Raw genomic sequence first — 21,821 nt, forward strand, 5'->3', positions numbered from 1 at the left:
TTTGCTGACACAGTTTAAATTACATTCTCCCTTTTTATAATAAGTTTTATTCTTCCACGCAACGGACGAAACAACCATCGCTGGCTCCTACTTTAAATACGTTACCGGTATCAATTTTATTGAAGTCGAAAGTAAAAAAGTTAAAATCCCAGCCGATGACATTGTTGTTATCTGTAGCCTTGGCTTCTTTTTCAAGCCAGTAAATAGCTCCTGGTCGCATGTAGAGATCATAGAATAGTGGTTTATTTGCTAATCCGTCTTTAGGGGGGTATTGCTCTGTACGATTAGCATATCTAAGTACTGCTGTACCGTTTGTTTCCTGATTCTTTCTGCGTCCGTATCCTGAAGCTCCTATCGGGAAAAACACACTACGGCCTGTCGTAGAATTGTAAACAAAACAACCTCTCATTCCTCGTCCCTTAGTCGTACCCTCGCTTCTATATTCATATACATCTCTACGATCTGTAGCTGGTTCGCTGGCTTCGTCTCCATAAAGCACTCCATAGCCTTGTTCGATCTCTTCACTCTTAAACAATTCTGCATAATCATTATAGCTGGCTATGCGTCCTCCCTTGGGTAAATTCAACTCATTTATCCATTCGGGAGAATTAGTTTTTGTAGAACTCGTGATGTTTGCCCATTTTTCTGTTTTGCTAGTACCCACGATCTTAAAATCTTTGTTAACATCATCTTTAAAATCGTTGGGGGTAATGTTTATCCAGTAACCACCATCTTTTTCGTGAGTCTGGTTCGATGCGGCAATCGGTTGAGTAACATTGCCGAATTTGAACAGGGATCCTTCGTCAACCGGTGTGCTAACTTCTTCCGTTGCAGAAAGTAAATTGCAGGTATGCCATTTTGTACCTCCGGGAATTAATTCTACCGGAGCGTTGCCTTGTTGTACGAAAATGAGATGATGACAGGAGTAATTATGGTATTCAACCCTTATTATAGCGTGGCGAGAACCATTTTCTGGGCATTTGCCAATGAAATTTACTTTAAAATCAATCTCCGAGCCGGTACTCCCCTTCGCTTCGTTCTGCCCGTTCAGAGTGATGAAATCTGAGTCTCCTGCAATCACGTATGCGCGCCACGCTCCTTCAGAAGGAAAGGTTTCAAATGTAGTGCCGTTCTCTTGCGGCAATCGCATGAGTTTTACATGAAAAGGAGTGTTCTTTGTTTCGCTTCGGTATATACCTTTGGGATTGACGATACGGCGCACTTGGAATATATCGGACGTTCCTGTCAACTTTGTTTGTTTCTCGTTTTCATCTTGGATGGTGGCTGTAATTTCCACTTCTGCATGACGTTGATAGGCAACATAAGGATTGTTTCCGGTATAGCCCGTGTTGGTAATCAACTGTTTGGCTCGGGTGTAAAGTGGTATAGATACGTTAACAATTTCCTTTTCGTTATCATAACTGACCGTGTAGTTGCCATTTTCATCGTCTTCGTGAGTACCATTTCCAATGTCGTAGTCTCTTTCTCCTCGTTTATGCTCCTTATAATATGATTCATTGTCTTTTGCATATACAATTCCTTGTGAAACATCGACTTGCGCTTGGCTCGTGGAAAGTATTATTGCCTTCGTTTTACGAAGAGAAAGGAAACCGTTCCATGGAGCCTCTGGTGCCGTTGGCGTCACGGCATGATCATGTGCTTTGGCATAATCTAAATTTGTCGCGTTATGCGGAGCCCAGTTGTTGGTAAGAATCTCTGCTTTCAGTGCTACAAGTTTTTGACCTCCCGTGTTGATCTTAAGGGGCATATTCAAGCTATTATTGTAAAGATAAGAGATATAATACTTTGAGGGTAACAGAATATCCGGTTTCTTTTCTTCATATTCAATATGCCAGTCTACGTCGTTGGCAAAGTTTTTGAAACAAAGGGTTAATTTGTAATGAAAATTCCGTTCGGCATTATAGTCTTTGTCCGTGTCCTTCCCTAGCATAAAGCGATATATGATTCTCCCACTACCCACTCGTTCTTCATGGATAGAGTGGTAATATGCTTCAACTTCGATGTAAGTGCCGTAAGGTTTTTCATCTTTATAGCTTTTGGTGTCATAAATGACATTGCCATTTTCATCTTTTTTATAATTCCCGTTCTCATCCATCTCAACAGGATTAGCTATTCCGCCGTTAGCATTAGCTTGTTTTTTGCTTCGTCCTTCCCTCTGCATGTTTTCGTAGAAAAAAAGTGCATTGGCTGTTTCGGAATGAGCATCCTTGCTTATTTCATAAATAGTCTTCCCGTTTTCATCGATTTTTTTCTCGTATGGGTAGTAGGGCATCCCTGCGGTGATACGTGCCGGCCATGTTTCGTCATAATTAAACGGTTCGGAGGAAGACTCCGGATAATAGTTTATGGTTTCACCGTTGGCGATAAGGTCTTTTGTATCTGTAATTTGGTTTTCATTTCCCAACAAACACTTACGTGGAATGTCTTTAATTCTTACAGATTTAAGATAGATGAAAACACCTTCTTCGAGTTGTGATCCGTCATAAGCTATTGTCACTTTAGAAGCGGCACGGCGTACCCATGCGTGTAATTTCATATTTTTATTGATGGTCAGCAATTCGGGAGTAACATGTATCACGTTGTCATTCTCTTTCGAATCCTCTGAAAAATGGCCGAACATCTGATTGTTTAGTTCTATTTTATCTTGCCATTCTAAAGATATGTTTTTTAAACCATCTATTGTTTTAATTTCTTCTGAATAAGAAGTAAGATCCAAGTTAACAACGGCATAAATATAGTAGCGTCCTTGAGGAATGACTTGGTTAAATGTCGCCCGATGAGTTTCAGTTTCGGCATACGGTCCTCCGGTGAGTTCGTGTCGATCGATAGGAGTTGAGATGACGTTTTCGATTTTGTAGTCCTTCACTAGCTTTCCTTCTGTGTCATACAACAGCATCCAAATGCTGTTAATACTTTCTATTGCGTTTCCGTTTGCTCTGCTTGTCCCATTTAATGCAGGAACCAACGGTTTGAACTCTACGGTGGCACTTATCATACTCTTGCCTCCTGGAGTAAAATCATCTTCCCCTCCTAGCGGTTCATCCATGCAAGCGGTAATACAGATGAATAACATGCATAAAAGACTATAAACTATATTTCGTTCCATATTCTCTGCTATTTTCTGTTACAATCCGAAGTCTGGTTCAAGAATGGCTTCTCTGTAAGGTTCAACATCTACTATAATACTTTCAAGGTGATGGTCGTTAAGCGTGATATTGACCACGACATGCGTGTTCCGCGGTAGATTTCGGGGTAGGTTATTGAGTTCGCCTTCTAGTTTGGCCCCGTTTATCGTAACGCTGACGGAATATTTCCCCTCGAATTTTCCTTCCAGCAAGTAAATAGGTGCTAGGGAAACCTCTTTGTTGACGGGTAATGAAGTGTTGTACTTTTGCTCGTGGGTATAATAACCGGGATTTGCGGGAACCTCGTACTCCGTTATTGCCCGGTAAGTTTTGCCTTCAATCACTTCATCCTCGTATTTCGCATTATGAGGCAAGTAATATTCTTTGCGGGCCACCTCGTTGATAGTAAGTCCTGTCAATTGACTGGTATTTTCGCCCTTGTTCGTGATTCGGAAGGAAAATTTTACGGCAGCTCTTGTTACGAAAAGTTTGCATTCATGATCTTTCTCCGGAACTTCCACCAGATGACATTCGCTCATGGGCAATGCACCGTTAAGCTGTTCGTCGTTAGCATCTAACTGTACGGTCAGCTGGGAAATTTCTGTCGTGGGGAATTCATCCCCCTGCTTAATTTCTGAAAGATAATTCGTTAGTTTTAGCAATTCATTGCTGCTTCCATGACCGATTTTAATGGCAGTCTCTTCGTTAACAAAAAGGTAAATTTGTTTTTGTTCCTTACTAACAACTTTGAAAGACACGTCTTTGTAAAGTTCTGTCGCCTGGTTAAGCCTTATGAAACGGTTATCCTCGACGATCCCGTTTTCTCGCACTACGATAACGCGTAACGTCTGCATTTTTTCGTCGTCGTTTTCCGCTTTCGCATCATCGGTCACGGAACGAGATTCTCCTTGTGCCACATCCGACAATGCAACATTGATATTGAGATTTACCAGAACTTCTTTTTCGGAATCCTCTTTTGCATCCCGGCTACACCCTGCTACTATAAAGAGTGCTGTCAACCATAATATGATAACATACGCAACCTTTTTCATTATCAAATTTCTGCATCGTTGATTCTAACCGTCCAATCGTTAATTTTAATATATGTTTTAAGCCACATTTGATCTGCGTCGAGGAAGAATATCATCGACCACTCGCTCTCTCGATCGAGAAATTCCTGGGCATCCATCTTGGCATACAAATCACTCTTGAGTAAAAGCAGGTAGTTGTTCAATGGGATGTTTACGATCTCTTTGCCATCAGACTTTCTCCGGATCAAAAGTTTCGGGCTATTTTTAGTCATTAAGCGTGACGTCGAGAACTCGGCGTATGCCACGATAACCTCTTCTCCTTCTCCCGTCAGTCCTGCGGGAACTTGGCCGCGGGCCCACGGCGTGTAGGTTACTATCCCATTGGGAACTAAATCGTTGTCCCATGAAAATAGCGTGTTGTCATCTGTGATCTCGAAATCAAAGTCTTTGTCATCCACCGGATTCCCGTTTGTTTGCTGCAGAACGATCCGGATGTTGTTCGTGTTTTTCATCATCTCCACCACGCCCTCTTGATACAGGTCGGCCGTGGAGAGGGTGAGTTGTCCCCAGTACATGTCATGTAATTTCTTGCGTTGCGGGTCGGTCAAACAATCCGAGTCCATCGCTGCTTGTAAATCACTATACTTGCTCCCCGTTCCGGGTGTTCGGATCGTGGAAAAGGAACTTTTCTCGCAAGCTAATCCTCCGTATGCAACGAATCGGTAATCTCCCTCTGCGAGCTCCAGTTTCATGCGGTAGTTTTCGTCTTGTAGTTCCGGACCTGTCACTACACGAGTATCGACATAATTGCCTTCATTATCGTATATATAAAGTGTCAAGCAATCCACTTTCTTGTGAAATGCATTGGCGTACTCCATGTTGTAGTCGTAGATAAAACGAAGTGATACCCCATGCGGACACGGATCAAGATCTTCATATATGTTTTCACACGAAGAGAAGGCAAAATTCATCGATGCGACACAGAGTGCCACACCGATGATTCTTGAAATTATATTTCGTTTTCTACTTTGCATGTTAATTCTTAAAATTCGATATTATTTATTCGAACTACCCAAGGTAATACTTCCACAGAAAGTGTGAGGTAAACATCGTCTTTTTCATCCGGATCATCCGGGTCAACCGGATCCGGATCATTTTCCGAAATGCGAGGATGTCCCAAACGATTGATGTCGGTTACGGCAAGCTTGTAAACATTGTTCCGCACCACGCCAAATTCCATCGGTCCCATCTCACCGGATTTCCCGTTGTCGTTATGACGGTTCCAGTAGAAATAGTAACAATAGTAACCGGCATCGTCCCCGTCTTGGCTGGATTGATAGAGAGTGAATTTTTCCCCTGTAGCGGCTTTTTTAAATTCCTTTAAAGCCGTAGCGTCTTGTGCATTCTTTTCATTATGCCATATATTCCATAAATAATCGGGACTATTGATGTCGTCACTGTAAACAGCTTCTACCGCGGGGTTTTCTCCTGCGGCAGCTTTTTCGGCAACAGGTTTACGGTTTGTTTCCCCGAAGGTAGCCATGTAAAAATTACTGTTTTCACCAGCATTTATCGCTGCGGCTCGTACTTCTTTCCATGTCACGTAAATATTTGTCAAATACGTGTAGAGAATGGGATCTGTATCGGAGTCTCCTGTTGCCTCGTTAAGTGCCTTTGCTAGAGTTCCGTTAGCATTTTCAGGAGCGATCATTTTACCTTTAAAAACGATACCCGTGCTGATGCCGTTTGTTTGCTTATCTTGGTCGGGAATGGTGTTCTCCGTAACATATCGCCAGATATGATACTCTTTATCGTTGTATTCGTCTTTTGTCGATTCTAACACATCATTGATGTTACTTGTAAACCATTGATTGCGAGCGTTTGCATCAATTGTCCATTGACTGTCGTCTCCCACGTGCCCGAGACAGAAATTGAAATGTTGCTCGTAATCCGTTTTCTTTATACCGCCTTTTTTTTCTTGAGCATCGGTATCTACCACGTAATTCGTGCTCGTTTCCACACCGCAGATTTGAGCGTTGTCAGACAAGCCGTTAGTAGATACTCGGCGCAAGTAATAAAACGATTTACTCATGTTAACCAATGCCATCTTTTGCAATTGGATTTGCATAATCAAGTTATTATCAGCATCTTTGACAACATCATAAGTGTTGTTTTTGTTACTACCATCTTTAAAATCGAAGCGGGCTACGGAACGTTCCACTTTTATGTTTCCGTCATTTTCAATTACTTTATCCGAATTAGCGTTGTTTATCCCGCTTAAATTGAACGCTTTACTTTCTGATGAATAATCTTTCCAGTCATCAAAGTTTGCGGGTAATCTCTTTTTGGCTATCACTGCGTTAGACATTAAAAAACCACCCTTGTGATCGGCTCCACCCCAGATTGAAGAAATTTGTTTTTCATTCGGTTTTTCCTCTACCAATCCGGTCTCGTTAATCCATGCTTTCTTGTCCTGTGCATTGGCAGCCTTTTCAATCACATCCTTCACTCCTTGTGACGGGTTACAGAAAACGTACACGTTAATTTCTTGTTCCTCGGGGGTTAATTTCCCGTCAGAACCGTAATAAGTGGATAACGTTGTTTTGCTTATTTTTTGAGTTGTCGTTACAATGTTGTTTTGTTGCTTGAGTTGCATCGATGTTAGAGCCTCTCCGGCGGCTATAAAGGTGTTATCCGTTTTTGCCAGTACGAGTAAGATCTCTTTCACCTCGTTTTCGTAATCTTTCCCGATCTCGATGCCGTCTTCACTAGTTACATAATCTCCATTGTCGGGAGTGTCAGTTTCACTGCGAGCGGCTCCCCCGGCAGGAAGCTGTACCGATACGTTCATGTAAACGGCATCTTTGGATCCATTCAGATCTACGTCTGATTCATCGCCTGTAAGGGTGTCGTTGCTACACCCGGCGAGCAGACCCATCACGAGAATGCTCGCGAAATAATTCCACATTCTTTTCATCTTTTTTTTCTATTAGTATTGGTTGTTTTTCAATTCTATTATTTGTTGCAAGACCTCTTTCGCTTCAATAATACCTTGGTTAGAGGCCTCTGTGAATAATTTTTCTGCTTTCTCGAAATCGGATTGTAACGCTGCGTAAACTCCTCTGGCGTAAATGGACTCTCCTTTGTTGCCTGCCTTTTTCAGATAGCGGGCGGCTCCCTTGAGATCGCCTTTGGCCATGGCGGCATTTGCGGCGTTCAGGTTGGCCGTCTCGTCTTCCGGAAACATCCGTACGGCGATCTCGAAAGTCTCGTTATACTCCTCGCTTCCCGGTTCCAAACCTTGGGCTGCGATATATAATTCCCGAAGACTGAGTTTTTGCGGTTGAGTCTTCATGATACGTCGAATATCTTCTGCACTTGTGTACGTGCGTACGGTGTATTTCACCACGTAATCCGAGTGACGTAAACCGGGATATACATTTTTCAAAAGGAATTGATAATCTTCCGGATAGGAGGATTTGATCATTTTCTCTTTCGTGTCCGCTTCCAGTTCGGAGCGGATAAGTCCCAGTATGGCATTGCGATTTTTCAAGTTAGTACTATCTACGTATGCTTCCAGACCGTTCCAATCCTCCGGCTCGTAAGAAGTTAGGATCAGGCTGTCGGGGAAATGATACAGGCCTTGCACGTACGTTTTCAACGTTGCCGTTCTTCCTTGTGCCAGACGGGTATTGTTGGCGTACGTGCCTTCTGGAGATGCGTATCCTTTGATGCTCAACGAGGTGATCCGAACATCCGGATCGTTGCGCACCACGTCGATCGTATTTCTGATCTTTCGGAGTTCTGTCGGGTTATTCCGATAATCCTCATATATTTCCGTGCGGTTTACGGGGAAATCAATATAAGCAGATCCTTTTACTTCGCGTATTTTTACGACTTCAACCTCAGGAGGTAAGTACAAGAACACGGGAGTGTAAACTTTCGGCACGAGTTCCAGCAATGGAACTCGATGGTCTTTTCCCGTTCCTTTGCCTCGGCAGCCGCACGAACTTTCGTCCATCACGAGTGTTGCCTTAGTCATCCATTTCTCTTGTGGGATAGTCGTGCGATAATGAATGATATCGGTTTGTCCGGCGCGTTCCAAAATTTCTTCTCCTGATACGGGCGTGTTACGTAAGTGGTAGTAATATCGATTCCGTCCGGCAATAATCATGAGCGGGAGTTGCATGCTATCTCGCTCGCCCTTTAACACCGGGACAAGAAGAATTTCCTGATTGGTAGCAATAGATAAAGCGGAAACATCTACATCCATTGAAACGAATAGAGTGTTTTCCCCATGTGCGACTTCAAGATTTCTTATCGCGACCAGACTTTTGCCGGCTTCTTGTCCGTCAACGCCAATTGCATATAGTAATAGCAATAGACTGATATGCCATATTTTTTTCATAATCCTCCTTCGTTTAAAACAAGTAAACAAAACTTAGAGCTGCTTTTGTTGGACCAACATAGTGATGTGATTGATTACTTTCTATCTTCGTACCGCATTCGGCGCAAGGGTAAACATCGTAACGTGTGTAAATGTACCCGAAGCCAATTTCTGCTTCAAAATTCCAATGCTTGGAAAGAATCCACGAGTGACCGTAAGCACCTCCTAGTCCGATGAACCAGCCTTGGTAACGATTATTCGTTAGTTTAGAAAGATCAGTACCTAAAAAAGAGATGCTGTTTTTCAATTTTCCGAAGTTGTATTTTCCCCCTAATGCGTGTATTCCTAGGAAATGTCCTGCAAAACGATCACAAAACCAATAACGGGCTTCTGGCTGTAAAAACCAATGTTTCCACTTGCGATTCTCCGATATCGTCCACCCGTTGTAATTGCCGGAAACATCAAATGTCCATCTTGGGGCAAGACAAAATTCTATCCCGAGATTAACCGTTGCGGTCGCATCATACAGTAAATTACTTTTTATGGCTACATTTTGACATCTTGCTCCCACGCCGAGAAACAAACATGAAAACAAGACTACATAAAATCTTAGTTTCATCTACTCTACAATTTAATTTGTTATTATGCATTCATAATAAAATATTTCATATAACTATTTGACATGTTATCACGCATGTAAACGCCTGTTCATCATTTAAATAGATCTCATACAAGTCTATCGCATTAAATGTTCGTTTAAAATGATTAAAAAAGATCGCTTGCAAGCGATTTGTTTGATAATTATAGAATGTGCATATTTATGTATGTTCCAAATTATTACATAAAAATTTTGCATTATAATCCAATATCATTATTTTTGTCTCATTAATCGAAGGATTTATGATACTTTTTTTGCGTAAATTTTTATTTACGAATAATTTGAAAATCAAGCAATATAGTTATTATTATATATGAAATTGTTTTGTTATAAATCACATAATTTTTGAATACTGTTTAATTAATAAACTAAAAAGTGTTTTTTTCATGTTATTCTTTGTTTGGAGTATTTAAATTGTCAAGAAATGATAATTATTGTTGATAAATCGAGTCTTTTATTTCAAGCAGGTGTAAAAGTTTTTATGGGTGACGTGAGTTTGTATAGTTAATTCTTGTGTATAAAGTAGAATATTTTCTTGATTGTAGTAGGAGATTTCCCTATTTTTGCAAGCGAAATAAATATCAAATAGCAAAGATAAATTCTATATAAGCTTGTAAGTGAGGTGAAATACATTATTATAATGATGCACGGGAAATACAATTCTATTTTCAAGTGCGTGGTTGTGTTAATCGCGTACTTGAGTTTAATATCTGCTTTTGTTCCTCAGGCAGTTCAAGCAAAAGAACAACGTCGCATACTTATTATCAATTCTTATAACGAAGGTGCCCCGTGGAGTCAGGAGTTGATAACACCTGTTACTATGAAGGCGGCTCAGAATCCCGAGGTGCGAGCTGATATCGTGCATATGAATGCCACGTTTATTCGTGATAGTTTACTGTTTAAGCAGATGGAAGATGGTATTTTTGTCCGATTTGAAAATAAAGAACCGGATTACTTGGTGTTAATTGGCAATATGGCTTTTACATTAAGGGATCGTATCAAACAAGAATGGGGTGATATCCCGATGATTTTGGTTGGTAATGAAGATTCATTCGCTCCGAACGAGTACTATTTTACGGGAGGCTCTTTAAATATGGCTGACTGTAAGTTAACCCCATTGTCTCGCATTCGGGATCAATACAATTTCGCATTTATCGAGGTCCCGAATTTGTATAAAGAGACAATTGACATGATGATGCGGATGCAACCCCAGGTGAAAAAACTCATTTTTATTGCTGACGAACTTTACACGAATCGTTATCTGGATAAATTAATTCATTCGTATATATTAGCTAAATATCCGACTCTCGCGTACGAGTGGCTCGTCGGTAATAATCAAAATGCTGATTATTTACAAGAATACTTGGTGAGTCGGGATTTGTCGATCGGGTTGCTTTTTTCGAGTTGGTTTTACGAGCGGGAAAGTGTACATGGTTTCCCTATGCTTATTTCTGGGGATACTCGTATGATTTCTGCATCTCCTCATCCGGTTTTTGCTTTACGAAGTGCTTACCTGCAAGACGGTGTGTTGGGAGGCTATTTTCCCGATGGAGACCAAGTACGTAAGGCACTGACTTCACTTGTGGTTAAAATGTTAGAAGGCGAATCAATGCGTGACATTCCTTTTATTTATTCCACGAAATCTTATCCTATTGTTAATTATTCTCAATTAAGTCAAGATCGGCTTGCTGTTGAGAGATGTCCTGAAGGGACGAAATTTATTGATAAACCGAAAACTCTCTGGCAGCAATATCGTTGGCAAATAATTATCTCGATAGTTATACTTTCGGCACTAGCTGTTGTGGCTGTTTTAAATTCTTTGTTTCAGCGTAAAAAGCTTGCTCTTTTTAGAACTCATAATATACTGGTGCGTAATATGCCGATTTGTTACGCACAGGGAACGGTTGAATTTGGAAAAGACGGGCAGGTGGTGCATGTGGATTATCATTCAGCGAACGAGTCTTTCCATGTTTTAATTGATCAGAATTCGGGAGAAAACCATCAGGATTCGTTTTTCCCGGTCGAATATGTTTCACCTTTCATTGAAGTGGTTTTCCAAAAGGAACGTTCCGTGACGTTTACCCATTATTTTAAACAGACGGATACTTTTTATGAATTTATTATTTGTCCTGCTGCCGAGAGGAATATGATCGATATTTTCGGCATAGATGTTACCAGCCGAAGTCGGGCGGAGAATGATTTGAGAGAATCGGCCCGGAAATTGGATATGACATTGAGCGTTGCCCGTATTATTCCGTGGCGTTGGGATTTGAAAAATCATAAAATCGCTTGTGAGGTGCAACGTGTTTTGAGTCATATGAATTTTACCAAGCAGCAGGGATCGACTCATTCGGTACATATTATCGAAGAAAGTGAATATTTCCAGCGAATACATCCTCAAGATGTTGCACGAGTGAAACAGATTCATGCTAATTTCTTGAATGGAAAGTTACAATACACGAAAGCCGAGTTCCGTATTGTCTCTAAAAAAGGAGAGGGGGAACACGTGGACTGGTTGGAAATTAATGCTGCCGTGGCCCAATGCGATAGTGATGGAATGCCAACGGCTCTTATTGGTTCATTATTGCTGATTACCGAGCGTAAGAAGCAGGAACAGGCTCTTGTTGCTGCCAGAGAGCGGGCGAAGGAATCCGATCGTTTGAAGTCCGCATTTCTTGCCAATATGAGTCATGAGATTCGAACTCCGTTGAATGCCATCGTGGGGTTCTCTAATTTGCTGACAACGACTGATGATGAGGAGCAGAAACAGCAGTTCGTGGGAATTATCGAAAATAACAATCAGTTGTTATTACAATTAATTAATGACGTGCTCGATTTGGCAAAGGTTGAATCAAACACGCTCGATTTTAATTACCAGCCAACAGACCTGAATGAATTGATGCGTACGGTGGAGAATACAGTACGTTTACGAGTACAGCCTGGGGTGGTGTTAAACTTCACGCTTGGTGCTGGTGATTGTTTCGTCCAAACGGAGCCTAATCGTTTATCTCAGGTATTAATAAATTTGTTGACAAATGCTTGCAAGTTTACTTCCAAGGGATGTATAACTTTCGGTTATGAATTGCGAGAAAGCGATATTTATTTCTTCGTGCGAGATACCGGGGTGGGTATATCACGGGAGGGGCAAACTCGCGTTTTCGAGCGTTTTACCAAGTTGAACGATTTTGCTCAAGGAACCGGGCTAGGGCTTTCCATCTGTAAAAGCATTGTTGAAAAGATGGAGGGGCGTATCGGTGTTGAATCCCAAGGAGAAGGTAAAGGTAGTCTCTTTTGGTTCACGGTTCCATTCTTGGCGGTTGCGATAGAAGAGAAGAATTCTCTTGCTATAGATATCCAGAAGGAAGACATAAAACAAGAGGATATCACGATTCTGGTTGCGGAAGATAACGAGAGCAATTACTTGTTATTTCAGTCAATTCTCAACACGAAATACAAGCTTATTCATGCTTGGGATGGAAGAGAAGCGGTCGAGTTATACAAAGAGCATAAGCCTCAAATCATTATTATGGATATCAACATGCCCAATATGGATGGGTATGAGGCAACGCAAGAGATCCGTAAGTTTTCTAATTCTGTTCCTATTATCGCCGTTACTGCGTACGCTTTTGCTTCTGATAAAGAACGGATTATGAAAAATGGTTTTAACAGTTATGTCTCCAAACCGTTAAATGCGAACAAATTGATACAAGAGCTTAAGACTGTGCTTAACTCAAGTTTTACCTTGGTGTAAGCAAGTTTTTGAAAACATAAAGTTAAGTGTCTTGATATCAATATTTGTTTTGGAAATATCCTATGTATATTTTCGTGGGGGATGTTGCATCGTTTCTTCGCTTTGGCTTTGTTGCTTGTAAAGCGGATACAATGTGGTTATCGTTCAGAAGTTGCCCGTCAGGAGCAATAAAAAGAGTAGGGAGTCTTTAGAGAGTTTGTTTTTGAGATAAGCGATAGCCTCCGATTTCTTATTGTAGACGGTCTGTTTGTTTTTGCCCAGTTTTTGAGCGATTTCTTCCGCTTTCCAGCCGTTGAGAAATAATTTTAGAATTTCAGCACTTTCTTCCGGTAATAATCCTAGGATATGATGAAATGTTGAAAGTGTTTCACTTTCAATAATATTTGCTTCAAATGAGTCTTTTTCTAGTAATTGATCGGCCTCGTATTGTTCAACGTATTGGTGATGTCTGACGTAACTTTTGAAATGGTTCCGTAAAGAGACGAACAGATAAGCTTTGATATCGGTTAAACGTTCGAATTTTAGAGAGTCCGATTGCCACAGATTTAAAAAAACATCATGAATAGCATCACGAGGTTCGATCTCTGTATGTTGGTATAGTTTTGCCGCAAAATAAAATAAATCATTATAGAATAGAGAATAGACTTTTCCGAAATCTTTCTCTATCCGGCGATTGAAATTTTTTAGCAGAATGGTTTCCTCTTTTTCCGGCATCATCATACTAGTCAAATCTATTACCGATAGAAATACTCACCTTATCAGTATAGGGTCTGGTTTTGAAAAGCAAATTAATTCATAAAATCAGAAACATGCAAATTCAAAAAGGAGTTGTTATAGTTTCTTTATTTTATTTGTCTCTGTTTGCATTCAAAAAAAATAGATATGTTGTTGAAAAAAATAAAGAAAATCGGACAATGTAAATAATTGATAGTCAGATGTAAATATTTCTTTTGTAAAAAAATATCCGATTCCGGAGTAAGTTTTTTCGTTTCATTCGTTTTCTAAGTAAAGATCCCGGTGCAAAGCGTGTGAATTTCTAGCGGGTATTTGTACGTTCCGGAGCTGAAACAGGTAAAAGATAAAAACGATAATCTTATGAAATCGGAAGATAAAGAATTTGAAGGTTATTTTCATCGGGCTCATCACCTTGCAGGGGAGTTGTTGTCGACTTATGATAAAAATCTGAGTTTGAAAGAGAACAAGGAGATTGACACTTTTCTGAAGGAGAATCATCTTTCCGGAGAATTGATTGATCGTCTGACTTCTGCAGAAATTCACCGTGAATATTATGATCGGTTGGCTCTAGAGAATCAAGAGAAAAATCTGGCTTTGCTATTGGAACGAATAAGGAAAGAGAAGAGGGGACGGAAAAAAATCAACATGTGGTATCGTGTTGCGGCTGCGGTCGCCGCGGTTATTGCAGTCGTTTTGGGGGGTATATCCGGGCAGGAGGTGGAGGAATATGATGATTTGGGGCCGGTTGTAGCCGAACAGTATACTCGACCGACGTTGATTTTAGAGAATGACAGTTCCTTGGTTCTGACAGATCATGCCCGGGAAGCGATCGTGAGTCAAGATTATGAAATTGAAAGATCACAGGAGAATACGTTGAAATACACGGTGACCGGTCAGCCTGGTTCCCTTCGTTACAATAAGTTGATCGTTCCTCCGAAGTATACTTACACCCTAAGCCTTAGCGATGGGACGGAGGTGATTCTAAATGCCGGGAGTATGCTGCGCTATCCGGTGAATTTTGCAGGTGATAAACGGGTAGTGGAATTGGTAGGGGAGGCATTTTTTAAAGTGGCTAAGTCTGATAAGCCTTTTTGGGTACGAATGGGAGAGAATAATATAACGGTTTATGGGACACAGTTTAATGTACATTCGAGGGAAAACAGTGATCTTGAAATTGTGTTGGTCGAAGGGAGTATAGGGTTTAAAGCCGGCAACCGGGAGGAGATCAGGATCAAGCCTTCTCAGATGGTGGTTTGTCCGTTGGAGACTGGAGAGATCCGGGTGAGAGAGGTCAACCCGGAAGATTATACCATGTGGGTGGAAAATATGTTTGTTTTTAAAGGGCAAAGTCTGGGACGGATTCTGTCAGAATTGTCGGTGTGGTACGGGGTGCGAGTAGAAGTGCGGCCGGATCTGAAAAATACGAAACTGACTTTGATCACGAACAAAGATAATTCATTGGATGAGATATTTAGATTTATAACGGAAATTACGAACATAAAAATAACTAAAACTGGAAATATGGAATATAAAACGGAGTAAAAAATAAAAGAGCATCCCAGGGATGCCCTTTTGGGACTTTCCCGCAGAATCAGATTGGCGTCGGTATCTGCTGGAAGGTGGTAATTCAGTAATGTGTGAATAAGTAAAACTTAATTCGTATTACCAAATGGTTTACAAAATTATGAAAAAAAAGTATGTAGTAAAAAATGCCTGGTGTATTTATTTTCTTTTTGCAGTGATTTTACAGCCGTTTCAGGCAAAGGCTGTTGTTGACCCTGTTCAGCCTGAATTGAATTTTCTTCTTGATAATAAGGTGATTACTATTCATGTCCGGGATGTTTCTTTGGATGAAATCCTGTTGTTAATGAATAAACAAACGAATATTTCTTTCGGCTATCAGGAAGGAGTAATTGATAAAGGACAGAAATTTTCTTTGGATGTTTCCGGTGTGACCGTAGAGGAAGCCCTGCGGATTCTTTTCAAAAACAGTAATTACGATTTTAAGTACAAGGATCAGCAGATATTGATCGTTTTGAAATCTACAGTATCCCAGATAGATACAAAGAAAGAGAGAGTTGTGAAAGGTGTCGTTCGAGACCAGTCGGGTGCGCCTCTGCCCGGAGCTACTGTTTTGCTAAAGGGGACTACTTTGGGGGTAGCTACTGATGTGAACGGTGCTTATCGTCTTCAAATCCCGCAAGGAAACCAGATTCTGGTATTTTCGCTTGTCGGAATGAAAACTCAGGAGATTCCTTACAAGGAACAGGCTGAAATCAATGTGACGATGGAAGAGGATGTTACGGAAATGGACGAAGTGGTTGTAACCGGTTATTCTGTCCGGAAAGTGAGTGAAATGACCGGGGCTGCACAACAATTTCATGGAAAAGAAATCAGCAATAACATGGTCAACGGGGATATTTTGTCAGCCCTGAAAGGACATACGACGGGATTGCAGATTTCAGGCAGCGACGGAAATCCGGCCCGGAATAATTCTTTGCTGTTGAGAGGAGTCGGAACGTTATATGATAGTAAACAGTATCCTTTGATCGTGATCGATGGGATTGTTACGGATTTTACGAATATAAACGGAGTGGTGGCTGCCAATGATATCGAAGAAATAACCGTATTGAAAGATGCCGCCTCTTCTGCCATTTACGGGTCCCGGGCTGCCATGGGAGTGATCGTGATTACCACGAAAAAAGGACAGAAGAGTAAATTGACAACATCCGTGGATATGAAATTCGGGCTGAGCGTGCAGAATTTTGGAGGATTGCGGTACATGACTTCGGAAGAATTGCTCGATTACGGAAAAATGAGTCTTACGAATTGGTGGAACGGCAACAAGAGTTTGCAGGCTAAATATCCGGATCGGGATGGGTTTATCCGGGATACTCTGGGTTCTTTATCCCGGAATTTTGACCTTTCCCGTACGACCGATTGGAGGGATTTACAATATCAGCATGGGGTAACCAAAAGCGTGGGTGTCAATATTTCCGGGGGTAGTGATCGGGCTAGTTACTATTTATCTTATAATTATTTCGATGAAAAAGGAACGAAAATTGATAATTACCTGACTCGTAATTTTCTGAAATTACGTATGGATTATGATGTTACCCCGTTTTTAACTCTAGGGGTCAATTTGAGCGGAACATTTTCTAGATATGAAAGTCCTAACAGTGGTTCTTTTGAAGACTATCATCCTTGGCTTTCTCCCTATGATGAGAATGGCAACCTGAAAAAGAGTATTCCGCAATGGAGAAGGTTTGCCATGTATAATGTAGACTTGGTGAATCCCCTGATGGATAACCGGTATAACAGTAGTATCAGCCGCAATGACAATTTGATGGGGTCTTTTAGCGGAACCTTGCGACCTTTCGACTGGATGAGTTTTACTTCTGTGAATACCTATACGCGAATTTATTCCAATACGAATAATTATCAGGATAGCCGAACTTATTCTGGGAATTACAGTAACAATAACTTCAGTAACGGGATATTGGATATCAGTGATGCCCGGGACGATAGTTTTTTGACTTCTAATATCCTTCGGATGGAATATCGTTTTAACGATCATAACATATCGGGACTTCTGGGGCAGGAATACTACGAACGGCATTCCCGTAGTTCGAATCTGTCGATGTATGATCAAAGTGTTGTCGGGGAGAGGAATGTAGGGGGATTTTCGAAGGTCGGGAAAAAAATACAGTCCTCTTACGTGCCGGGTGGAAGTGAGAGTGAATCGGGAAGTTTCTCTCTCTTCGCGGAAGCCAACTATAATTATAAAGGCAGATATATGGCTTCGGTTTCTTTCCGTACAGATGCCTCTACCAATTTCGGGAAAGACAATCGTTACGGGAAGTTCTACTCTGTGAGCGGTGCTTGGCTAGTGTCCTCGGAGAAGTTTATGCAAAAACAGAAGGCCCTGTCTTTCCTTAAATTGCGTTTAAGTTACGGAACCTCGGGTAAGGAGGCCGGAATCGACTATCTTAACTACACTTTGTATGCTATCGGGAAGGATTACGAGGATTATTACCGGGAACATCCCTTGTATCCCTCTTCTTATCCTGCTGTGATCAATCAGTTGGGGAATGACCAGTTGACCTGGGAAACTGCCTATACTTTTGACCTGGGATTGGATATGGGGTTCTTGAATGACCGGATTCGTTTGAATGCCGATTATTATAGGCGCCGCAACAGTGATTTAATTATGAGTGTGGCAACAGCCGCTGCCATAGGGGTCGGGGCACAATACCGGAATGTCGGGGAAATGTTAAATCAAGGTGTGGAATTGACTTTGAATACTCATACTTTGAAATCGCCTGATTTCAACTGGTTTACGACTTTTACTTTCAGCTATAACAAGAATAAATTGACAAAGTTGTATGATGGATATTTTGTAGACGGAGAAGGCCGGACTTTTTATGAAGGTGATAATATCGATATGCTGAAGAAGGTAAAAGTGGATGGGGTAGATAAAGAAACTGGGAAACCGATTTACGAACGGGTAAATGAAGACGGTTCGATCGAGTATGTTAACACCCTGACAGCTGCAACTTCAGGGAATGGGGAGTTGAGTTATCAGGATATCGGTTTGAAACGGGCGCCTTACTACGGGGGATTTACTAATACTTTCCAGTATAAAAATTTTGAGCTTTACCTGCATATGACTTATAGCCTGGGGTATAAGGCATATAGTTATCTCAAGACGAGCTATACGGACGGAACCGCCTGGTTGTATAACAATATGTATAAAGTACCCTCGAATTTGAAAATTTGGAAAGAGCCCGGAGACAATGCGGATATCCCGATGGTCAATAGTGATCCTTCTTACACGCAGAATCTTTATGGTACAACCTCTTTCGGGTATATCAATTCCGGACATGTGCGTTTTTCCAAGATACGTTTGTCTTATAATTTCCCGGAGAAATGGTTGCGTCAGATGCGAATACAGAATCTATCGTTGAGTTTTACCTGTGATAATGTCGGTGTGATCACTTCCCGTAATTTTGTCGGGGCTGATCCGGAGAACCTGGGGGACTGGCCGGCTCCTCGTCGTTATGTTTTTGGATTGAATTTTACTTTTTAATGGTTAAAATGACTGATTATGAAAAGATATATTAGCTTTGTATGGATGCTGATTTTCTTGGGTTGTGATGCCCGTTTGGATGAAATGCGACCGCACAATATGTCGGATGCCTCTACCTATCTGAAAAAGTTTGAGAATGTGGTGAATGCGACGTCCGGTCTGTATGCTTTGTTTTATGGAAAGGTCGGGGGGTTTAATTACGACTATATTTATGAAGTTGTTTATCATACCCTAGGTGAATTCCGAGGGAATAATGTTGTCTTCGCGGAACCTTTTGAGGGAACTTCGGATGTTGCTTTGGGGGCTCCTGATGCACATTTTTATTTGTATAGCGATCAGAAAGATCAATCTTTTGCCTGGCCGATGTGGGCTAAGATGAACCAGATTGTTTTGGGTGCTTCCAAGAATATCGAGGCTATAAAGTTATTGGAATCCGAGCCGACCGAACAGTTTCGTTTGGATGAATTGAAACAACTGAAAGGCGAGAACTATTTTATCCGTGGTTTACTTCTTTTTCATGCGGTCAACGCTTTCGGACTTCCGTACTGGAACGAACCCGAGAAGAATCCGGGAGTACCTTTGGATACGACCGGAAGCGGACGATTGTTACCCCGAAGTAGCGTGAAAGATTGTTATGAATGTATTATCCGGGATTTCAATAATGCGGCTTCCTGCTTGCCGGATGAAAAAATGGACCGGTCGTTTGCAAACCGGGCTGCTGCTTACGGAATGCTTTCCAGAGTGTATCTTTATATGGGAGGATTGCCTGATGCTCCAGATATGTCCTATAATAAGCTAGCTATTGCTTATGCAGATAAAGTTTTTGAAATTCAGAATGATGTGGTGGATATTCTCCGGGAGGACGGATATAAAGATTTGTATCGGAAAGATCCGAAAACCAACCCGGAGGTACTTTTTGCTTTCAATCCTGCGAATTTTCCTTCTGATAGCCCCAGTTATCTTCATTCTTACTATTCTTGGTCGGGATTTACCGATTCTAAAGAGGAATTTCCTTGCCCGGCAGTGATCTCTGAAGATTACGAGAAGATTATGGATAAAGAGAAAGATCTCCGGTGGAAGTATTTTACTACCCCTTCTATCCGTCATCAGGGAAGGTATACCACGACAAAATACGACGGGGGTGAATTCGAGTTGTTTCCGGGATTCGTGGACTTTGAATGCCCGACGATTTTTATCCGTGTTGGGGAAGTCATTTTGAACCGGGCTGAAGCTTATGCAAAATCAGGGGAAGACGGTAAAGCTTTGATTGACCTCAACCAGATCCGTGAACGAGCTGGCTTGTCGGCTTTGAATGGAATCGGGGGACAGCAGTTGAAAGATTCTATTTTTATGGAAAGACGTAGAGAATTGGCGTTTGAGGCTCAGGTGTTCTATGATTATATACGCAACGGGATCAAGTTGTCGCGGGAAGAAGTGACGACGGTTTATCCGGATTATATTGGTCGTCAGTACAACGAGGTTGATCCTCGTTCTTCCCGCCGGATTGTTTGTCTTATCCCGTCGGAAGAACTGAGATTGAACCCTGAATTGGTACAAAATACGTATTGATATGATCAGGTGGGGTATTTGTATCATACTACTCTCGATGGTTACAGCGTGTTACCGGACACCTGTAACCGGAGTACGTATGCATGTGGAAGGATTGATGGAAAATGATTCGGCTGTTTCTGTTATAACCCGGGATTCTGTTTATACCGCCTATCTTGATGAAACCAAGAGCGCGGTCTTGACACTTGACTGTAGGCGGGAGGCTGATTATGCCGTTTTTCGGTATCATGGGGTTTCTGTTCCGGTTTATATAGAGCCGGGTAAGAACCTGGAGATTTTTCTGAAAATTGAAAATTGGGAAATGGAGGTTCGATTTGCGGGTGACGGAGCACCCAAGAACGAATATTTGAATAATAAAACTTTACGTGAATTTTATCCGGACTATAAAACGGATGAGGCTGGGATTGTGCAAAGTCTGAAAGCTTGGGAAATGAAATTGTCGGGTATTCTGGATAGTATGCATTTCGAATCTTCCTTTACCGATAAGGAGAAGAAAAGGATTCATTATCTGGTATATGCTTATCTGCCTAATTATCCTTCTTATCAGAAATACCAACTTCAAAAACAGGGATATGAAGCCTCTGGGGAGTTTTATTTCCTCTTGTCTCGGTTGATTCCAGAAGAAGAGGGATTGATGGATATGCCCGAATATCAGACTGCCCTTTTGAATTTGGTGCGAGCTTTTGGTTTGAGAGGTTTACAGGAACAGGACGAGTGGAAGTATTTGAAAAAGCAGATGGAGTACATCGACGGACAGGTCAGAAGTCAAATGATCAAGGATTTTCTGATGGATAAGATCACGACCCGTTATGTGGAAAAAAAAGGGACCGATCACTTGGAAGAGATTGTCCGTTTTTATCACGATAATGTAAAAGCTCCGGAAAAGAAGCAGAAGTTTGACGATTTGTGCCGGAAATGGGTGAAATTGGTGAAGGGACAACCTTCTCCTGTATTTACTTGCCGGGATATAGGAGGGAAAGAGGTCTGCCTGACCGATCTGGCCGGAAGGTTCGTTTATATTGATATTTGGGCGACCTGGTGCCGTCCGTGCCGGGCTGAGCAACCCTGTCTGGAACAGTTGATCCGGAAATATGAAGGTGAAAATATCGTTTTTGTCAGTATCTCTACCGACCGAGACCGAAATATCTGGGAAAAATTTGTAAAAACAGAACAATTGAAAGGAGTCCAATTGTACGGGGGAAAGGGAAATTCTTTTATAGAGGCTTTTGTTGTACGTAATATTCCGCGTTTTATATTGTTGGATCGGACAGGGAAGATTATCGAAGCGGACATGACTCGTCCCTCTGATCCCCGGACTATCGAGGTGCTGGATTCTTTAATTTCCTTATGATTTATGGCTAAACTCCGATATTGATAGCTTCAGCGATATGTTTGGGACATGTCGCTGAAGTTTCTTTTATGGGTCGTGTTCTTAAAAGTGTGTAAATGTCAAAA

Annotated in this window: 12 protein-coding genes; 5 read left to right on the forward strand and 7 right to left on the reverse strand. The window is 41.4% G+C overall.

The genetic code is table 11. From position 1 onward, the window contains the following. Window positions 1-46: 46 nt before the first annotated feature. From DWW52_RS20345 to DWW52_RS20370, 6 genes are read right to left on the reverse strand one after another with little or no spacing between them, the layout of a single operon-like run. Window positions 47-3,127: a DUF4906 domain-containing protein gene (locus tag DWW52_RS20345; protein ID WP_118717737.1), complete on the reverse strand. Its 3,081-nt coding sequence runs from the start codon at window positions 3,125-3,127 to the stop codon at window positions 47-49. Between the two features lie 18 nt (window positions 3,128-3,145). Continuing rightward, complete coding sequence (locus tag DWW52_RS20350) at window positions 3,146-4,198, reverse strand: fimbrial protein (protein WP_118717739.1); 1,053 nt, start codon at window positions 4,196-4,198, stop codon at window positions 3,146-3,148. Window positions 4,199-4,200: 2 nt separating this feature from the next. Beyond that, window positions 4,201-5,211: a FimB/Mfa2 family fimbrial subunit gene (locus tag DWW52_RS20355; protein WP_118717741.1), complete on the reverse strand. Its 1,011-nt coding sequence runs from the start codon at window positions 5,209-5,211 to the stop codon at window positions 4,201-4,203. A gap of 8 nt (window positions 5,212-5,219) precedes the next feature. Then, window positions 5,220-7,154, reverse strand: a complete 1,935-nt coding sequence (locus DWW52_RS20360; protein WP_118717742.1) for an Mfa1 family fimbria major subunit — start codon at window positions 7,152-7,154, stop codon at window positions 5,220-5,222. A gap of 12 nt (window positions 7,155-7,166) precedes the next feature. Further along, window positions 7,167-8,585 carry a DUF3868 domain-containing protein gene (locus DWW52_RS20365; RefSeq protein ID WP_199692028.1) on the reverse strand — a complete coding sequence of 473 codons (1,419 nt, stop codon included), beginning with the start codon at window positions 8,583-8,585 and terminating at the stop codon, window positions 7,167-7,169. 13 nt (window positions 8,586-8,598) lie between these two features. Then, window positions 8,599-9,183 carry a DUF3575 domain-containing protein gene (locus DWW52_RS20370; protein WP_118717746.1) on the reverse strand — a complete coding sequence of 195 codons (585 nt, stop codon included), beginning with the start codon at window positions 9,181-9,183 and terminating at the stop codon, window positions 8,599-8,601. A gap of 661 nt (window positions 9,184-9,844) precedes the next feature. Between DWW52_RS20370 and DWW52_RS20375 the strand changes: the two genes are divergently transcribed. Further along, window positions 9,845-12,973: a response regulator gene (locus DWW52_RS20375; RefSeq protein ID WP_233557001.1), complete on the forward strand. Its 3,129-nt coding sequence runs from the start codon at window positions 9,845-9,847 to the stop codon at window positions 12,971-12,973. Window positions 12,974-13,117: 144 nt separating this feature from the next. On the opposite strand, the gene DWW52_RS20380 is transcribed toward DWW52_RS20375, so the two are convergent. Then, complete coding sequence (locus DWW52_RS20380; protein ID WP_118717750.1) at window positions 13,118-13,693, reverse strand: RNA polymerase sigma factor; 576 nt, start codon at window positions 13,691-13,693, stop codon at window positions 13,118-13,120. A 375-nt stretch (window positions 13,694-14,068) separates the two neighbouring features. On the opposite strand from DWW52_RS20380, the gene DWW52_RS20385 reads away from it, so the two are divergent. The 4 genes from DWW52_RS20385 (at window position 14,069) to DWW52_RS20400 (ending at window position 21,717) form a co-directional block, all read left to right on the forward strand. Continuing rightward, a complete protein-coding gene (locus DWW52_RS20385; protein ID WP_148315418.1) occupies window positions 14,069-15,250 on the forward strand; it encodes a FecR family protein in 1,182 nt (393 codons plus the stop codon). A 142-nt stretch (window positions 15,251-15,392) separates the two neighbouring features. Further along, the gene (locus DWW52_RS20390; protein WP_158582683.1) at window positions 15,393-18,797 is read left to right on the forward strand and encodes a SusC/RagA family TonB-linked outer membrane protein; all 3,405 of its coding nucleotides are present in this window, start codon (window positions 15,393-15,395) and stop codon (window positions 18,795-18,797) included. An 18-nt stretch (window positions 18,798-18,815) separates the two neighbouring features. Then, window positions 18,816-20,366, forward strand: a complete 1,551-nt coding sequence (locus tag DWW52_RS20395) for a RagB/SusD family nutrient uptake outer membrane protein (protein ID WP_118717756.1) — start codon at window positions 18,816-18,818, stop codon at window positions 20,364-20,366. 1 nt (window position 20,367) lies between these two features. Beyond that, complete coding sequence (locus tag DWW52_RS20400; protein WP_118717758.1) at window positions 20,368-21,717, forward strand: TlpA disulfide reductase family protein; 1,350 nt, start codon at window positions 20,368-20,370, stop codon at window positions 21,715-21,717. Window positions 21,718-21,821 lie beyond the last annotated feature (104 nt).

The organism is Odoribacter sp. AF15-53, assembly GCF_003479425.1.
Classification (GTDB): Bacteria; Bacteroidota; Bacteroidia; order Bacteroidales; family Marinifilaceae; genus Butyricimonas.